A 5,656-nucleotide genomic window follows, 5' to 3' on the forward strand; every position below is an offset into this window, starting at 1 on the left:
GAGCGGCGACGACTGGGGCGATGACGACGGCGATGACGGGGCCGACTGGGGCGACGATGACTGACGCCCAGCCCTCGGCAGCGCCGACGCCGCCGATGCCCACGACGCCGCCGCGGACGGAGAGCGCCGCACCGACGCCGACCGCCCGGCTCACCGCCGTGGCCGACGGCACCCCCACGGCAGCGTTCCCCCGCCCGCTCGGCCCGCCGCAGCGCGAGAGCGAAGCTCAGGGTACGTCGTCCCGGTCGTCCTCCTCCGCAACCGCCCGGGGCGAGCGGCCCGCCGCCGACCGGTTGCGTCCCCTGCGGGCCACCGTGCTCCCGGCACGCTGGCGCATCACCGCGTGGATCATGCTCAGCACCCTCTTCACCCTGCTCGCCGTCGGCATGATCGGTCGGAGCCTCAGCCTGGCCTCCATCGAGGTGGCCGCGAACACGAGCATCGAGCAGGAGGCGGACGAGTTTTCCCGCTTCGCGAGCACGGGGGTCGACCCGAGCACGGGAGCGCCCTTCGCGAGTGCGGAGCGGCTCCTGGCCGCCTACCTCGATCAGCAGGCCGTGCACGAGGGCGAGGTCCTCATCGGCCTGCGCGGCGAGGCGATCGCCGGGGTCCGTTCCGGGCTCGGGGACGCGGGCTGGGACCCGGCCGCCGAGCCCGCTGAGCTCGCGACGATGGCCGAGGCCGCGCGCCGCTCCGGCACCGCGGAGCTCGGTGCGGACGGTCCCGTCCGCTGGGGCCGAGTGGAGTTCACCCTCGGCGAGGACCGCGGCGCGCTGCTCATCACGCAGTTCACCCGGGAGGCCCGTGCCGAGGTGGACCAGGCCGTGGGCACCCTGGCCTGGGTGGCGCTCGCCGGGCTCCTGCTGAGCACCGGCGTCGCCTGGCTCGTCGCCGGGCAGATCCTCGCCCCGATCCGTGAGGTGTACCGCGTGGCCCGGGACATCGGCGAACACGACCTCACCGCCCGCGTCCCGGTGACGGGCGGCGACGACATCGCCGCCGTGGCCACCACGTTCAACCTGATGCTGGATCGCCTGGAGGAGGCGCACCGCACCCAGCAGCGCTTCGTGGACGACGCCGGGCACGAGCTGCGCACCCCCATCACCGTGGTCCGCGGCCACCTCGAACTCCTGAGCGAGGATCCCGCCGAGCGTCGGGAGACCCTGCGGCTCGTGACCGAGGAACTCGCCCGGATGAGCCGAATCGTGTCCGACCTCCTCGTCCTCGCCCGTGCCCAGCAGCCCGACTTCGTCACCCCGGGTGAGCACGACATTGCCGCGCTGACCCTGGATATTGAGGCGAAGGCGCAGGCCCTCGGCGAGCGGCGCTGGCAGCTCATGGAGGTCGCCGAGGGGCCCGTCGTGCTGGACGCGCAGCGGGTCACCCAGGCCATGCTCCAGCTCGCCGCGAACGCGGTGCAGGTCACCCGCGACGGGGACCGGATTCGGATCGGCTCGCACATCAGCGGGCAGGGGGCGCAGCGCCGCCTGCGGCTCTGGGTGCGGGACGAGGGGCCCGGCGTGGCCGAGGTCGACGCCGAGCGCATCTTCGAGCGCTTCGCCCACGGCGGGCAGAGTGCGGGGCACCGCAGCGACACCGCCGGTCCCGCACCCCGGCACGGGGCGGGGCTCGGCCTCGCCATCGTCCGGGCGATCACGGACGGTCACGGCGGCTCCGCCTGGCTCGAGAGCGTGCCGGGGGAGGGCGCCACCTTCGGGCTGGACCTGCCCGCCCCGGAGGCCGATGCCGCCCCGGAAACCCACTCCGCCCCGGAAACCCACCCCGCCCCGGAGACCCACTCCGCCCCGGAGACCCACTCCGCCCCCGAGACCCACTCCGCCCCCGAACTCCACTCCGCCCCGGAGGAACGCTCGGCCCCCGAGCGAGCCGCCGACAATGCCCCGAAGGAGCGCTAGCGTGCGACACATCCTGATTGCCGAGGACGATCCTCACATCACCTCCTTCGTCACCCGCGGGCTGCGCGGAGCCGGGTACGAGGTCACCGCGGTCGCGGACGGCGAAACCGCGCTGCTCCTCGCCCGCGCGGGCGACTTTGATCTGCTCCTGCTCGACATCGGCCTGCCCGGCATCGATGGCTTCGCCGTCATGAGCCACCTGCGCGGCGAGGGCGTCACCGTGCCGATCATCGTCCTCACGGCCCGAGACTCCGTGATCGACACCGTGCGCGGCCTGGAGGGTGGCGCGAACGACTACGTCACCAAGCCCTTCCAGTTCGCCGAGCTGCTCGCCCGGGTCAGGCTGCGGATCGGGGACGGCGAGCAGCGCGCCCCCGGGCCGCTCCTGAGCCACGGTGACCTCAGCGTGGACGTCCGTGCCCGCCGGGTCAGCGTCGGGGAGCGCAACACGGAGCTCACGGCCCGCGAGTTCGCCCTCCTGGAGGTCTTCCTCGGCCACCCCGGCCAGGTGCTCTCCCGGGACCAGCTCATCGGACACGTCTGGGGGGCGGACTTCGATCCCGCCTCGAACGTCGTTGACGTGTACGTGCGGGCGCTGCGGGGCAAGATCGGACCGGACCGAATCGAAACGGTCCGCGGCGCGGGATACCGGCTCCGATGAGCGCCGTTCGCTACGCCACCACGCCGCCCGCGAACCGGCGCGTGGCCCCGGGCGGCCCACCGCGGCCCGCCCGTGCGCCCCGCAGCGCCCGCCGGCTCGTCTCCGGGGTGCTCGCCCTCCTCGCGGGAGCGCTCCTCGTGGCCCCGGCCCTGCTGCGCACCCTCGGGGGCGCGGCCGATGCGCACGCGCTCAGCCTGCCCGGCGCGATCACGCTCGCGATCTTCCTGCTTGCCGTGTGGGGGTGGATCTTCACCCCGCTCGACGACACCCTGATCGCGTTCCTCGCGGCCGCCGCGCTCATCGTGTTCGGCGCGCTGCCCGCGGACACCTTCTTCGCCGCGCTCGGCGACGACACCATCTGGCTGCTCATCTGCGCCTGCATCATCGCCGCGGGCGTCGCCTCCTCCGGGCTTGCCCTGCGCGCGGCGGCCGCGCTCGTCACCCGGGCGCGCACCCCAAGGGGCCTGTTTCACCGCCTGACCGCGGCCCTGATCCTCACCGCCTTCGCGATCCCCGCAACGAGCGGCCGGGCGGCCCTCGCCCGCCCCGTGTACCAGGCGATCGCCGCGGCTCTGCCCGGGCGCGCCTCGGTGCTGCGCGGCCTCGGCCTGCTGTTTCCCACCGTGATCCTGCTCTCGGCCGTTGGCTCCCTGCTCGGCGCCGGGGCGCACCTCATCACGAGCCAGATCCTCGCGAGCGCCACGGGCACGGGAATCTCCTTCCTACAGTGGGCGGTGCTTGGCCTGCCGCTCGCCGTGCTCTCCTCGCACCTCGCCGCAGAGCTGATCCTGCTCCGCTTCACCCGGGGCGCTGAGCGGCGGACGCAGCTTCGGGTCGACCTCTCAGACATCCGGGCGGTCGCGCCCGGCCCCGTCACCGGACCGCTGGGCGCGGGGGAGCGCCGGGCGCTGTCGATCCTTCTCGCGGTCATCGCGCTGTGGTGCTCGGAGCCCCTGCACGGCCTTGCCCCCGCGGTCGTCGCGCTCCTCGGCGCGATCGCGATCACGCTGCCCGCCGTCGGCGTCACCTCGCTCGGCCGCGCGGTCACGGGGGTGCCGTGGAACCTGCTCCTGTTCCTCGCCGCAACGCTGGCCCTCGGCAAGGCCCTCACCGACACCGGCGCGGCCGCCTGGCTGGGCGAGAGCGCCCTGGGCCCCGTCCGCCTGCTGGGCGCGGGCGCCGGGATCGTGTTTCTCTGCCTCGTCATCGCGATTTCCCTCGCGGCCCACCTGGTGATCCAGTCCCGCTCCGCCCGCTCGGCGGCGCTCATCCCGGTGGTGATCGCGATCGCGCCCGGGCTCGGCATCGACCCCGCGGCGGCGGCCTTCGCCTCCACCGCGGCGGCCGGTTTTTGCCTCACCCTGCCCAGCTCGGCGAAGCCCGTCGCGATGTTCTCCGACCCCGAGCTCGGTGCGGGCGCGGTGGACCCCGCCGACCTGCTCCGCCTCTCCGCCTGGCTCGCCCCACTGCTGTTTGTCCTCATCGCCGCCTGCTCGCTCTGGCTGTGGCCCGCACTCGGGCTCCCGCTCGTCAGCTAACCCGACCGCGCCATCGGCGCTCCCGCACGCAACCACCCGTCCCCGGGGGAGAGCCCCCCGGTGCTCGGCGCACCCGAAAACGGGCCACCCGGCCCCGTCCACACCCGAAATATCCCGGAGGTTCCCATGTCCATTCACACCCCGCAGCGCATCCTCGTCGCCCCGAGCGGTTTCAAGGAGAGCCTGAGCGCCGAGGTCGTCGCCAGCGCAATCGCCGCCGGAATCCGCCGGGTCATTCCCGGCATCCAGGTGGACGAGTACCCCGTCCCCGATGGCGGCGAGGGCACCGCCGCCGTGCTCGCGGGGACGACGGGCGGCGAACTCATGCCGCTCATGGTGACTGGCCCCGTCGGCGAAGCCGTCGCCGCACACTGGGCCCGGCTCGGTGGCCGGGCCAGCGGCACCGCCGTCGTCGAAATGGCCTCGGCGGCCGGGCTCCGACTGGTGCCCCGCGACCGGCGCGACCCCGGGCGCACCACGACCGCGGGCGTGGGCGAACTCATCGCCGCCGCCCTCGACGACGGCGCCAGCCGCATCATCGTCGGCTGCGGGGACTCCGGCACGAGCGACGGCGGGGCGGGGGCCCTCCGCGCCCTCGGCGCACGCATCCTCGACGCCGAGGGGCGGGAGCTCCCCGCGGGCGGCGCTGCCCTCGCCCGTGCCGCGAGCCTCGACCTCCGCGGGCTGCACCCGCGACTCGGCGAGGTCGAGATCGTGCTCGCCTGCAACGTCCACAACGTCCTCTGCGGACCCGGCGGTGTCGCCCGGGTCTTCGGCCCGCAGAAGGGCGCCACCCCGGCCCAGGTCGAGGACCTGGCCGCGGCACTCGACGCCTGGGCCGCGCTCCTCCAGCGCAGCGCCCCGCACGCGGCCGGGCTCGACGTGCGCGGCGGCCCCGGCACCGGCGCTTCCGGCGGCCTCGGCGCGGGGCTGGCGGCGGTCCTCGGCGCGCGACTCGCCCCCCGCTTCGAGGTGCTCCTCCACCCGAGCGTCGCCCCCGTGGACCTCAACGCGATGATCGCCGCGGCCGACCTCGTCATCACCGCCGAGGGGGCCATCGACTTCCAGACCCCGAAGGGAAAGGTGCCCGCCGAAATCGCGCTCCGCGCCCGCAACGCGGGGGTGCCCGTGCTGGGCCTCGCCGGGTCCCTCGGCGCGGGAGCCCCCGCGGTGCACGACATCGGCATCGACGCGATCGCCTCGATCCTCACGGTGCCGATGCCCCTCGAAGACGCCGTGGAACAGGGCGAGGTCCTGCTCCGGGACGCCGCCGAGCGAAGCATGCGCCTCATCCTGCTCGGCTCCGCCCTGTCCGCCCGCGGGGCGCTGGCCGTGGCCGCCTGAGCCGCGGTAGCGTCGGGGCATGACGATTCTCATCACGGGCTTCGGGGCCTTCGGCACGAACACGCTCAACCCGAGCGGACAGGCCGCGGCCGCGCTCCAGGGACAGCAGATCGCCGGGCACACCGTGGTCTCCGCCGTGCTCCCCGTGGCCACCGATCGGGTCGGGCCGAGCCTGGACGCGCTCATCGAGCAGCACC

At 74.8% G+C, this 5,656-nt stretch carries 5 protein-coding genes; all 5 read left to right on the forward strand.

The window, feature by feature from the left end; all coding sequences use genetic code 11:
- Nucleotides 1-158 precede the first annotated feature (158 nt).
- Nucleotides 159-1,916, forward strand: a complete 1,758-nt coding sequence (locus OOT08_RS10300; RefSeq protein WP_325092561.1) for a sensor histidine kinase — start codon at nt 159-161, stop codon at nt 1,914-1,916.
- A gap of 1 nt (nt 1,917) precedes the next feature.
- Nucleotides 1,918-2,577: a response regulator transcription factor gene (locus OOT08_RS10305; RefSeq protein ID WP_325092562.1), complete on the forward strand. Its 660-nt coding sequence runs from the start codon at nt 1,918-1,920 to the stop codon at nt 2,575-2,577.
- Nucleotides 2,574-4,115 (forward strand): SLC13 family permease, encoded by a 1,542-nt coding sequence (locus tag OOT08_RS10310; protein WP_325092563.1) that lies wholly within the window; start codon nt 2,574-2,576, stop codon nt 4,113-4,115. The genes OOT08_RS10305 and OOT08_RS10310 overlap by 4 nt, the downstream gene beginning before the upstream one ends.
- A gap of 126 nt (nt 4,116-4,241) precedes the next feature.
- Complete coding sequence (locus tag OOT08_RS10315) at nt 4,242-5,459, forward strand: glycerate kinase family protein (RefSeq protein ID WP_325092564.1); 1,218 nt, start codon at nt 4,242-4,244, stop codon at nt 5,457-5,459.
- A gap of 19 nt (nt 5,460-5,478) precedes the next feature.
- A partial coding sequence (locus OOT08_RS19160; RefSeq protein WP_442916236.1) for a pyroglutamyl-peptidase I family protein occupies nt 5,479-5,656 on the forward strand: 178 nt, incomplete at its 3' end.

It is taken from the genome of Leucobacter sp. M11 (assembly GCF_035726885.1).
Classification (GTDB): Bacteria; Actinomycetota; Actinomycetes; order Actinomycetales; family Microbacteriaceae; genus JAPFRB01.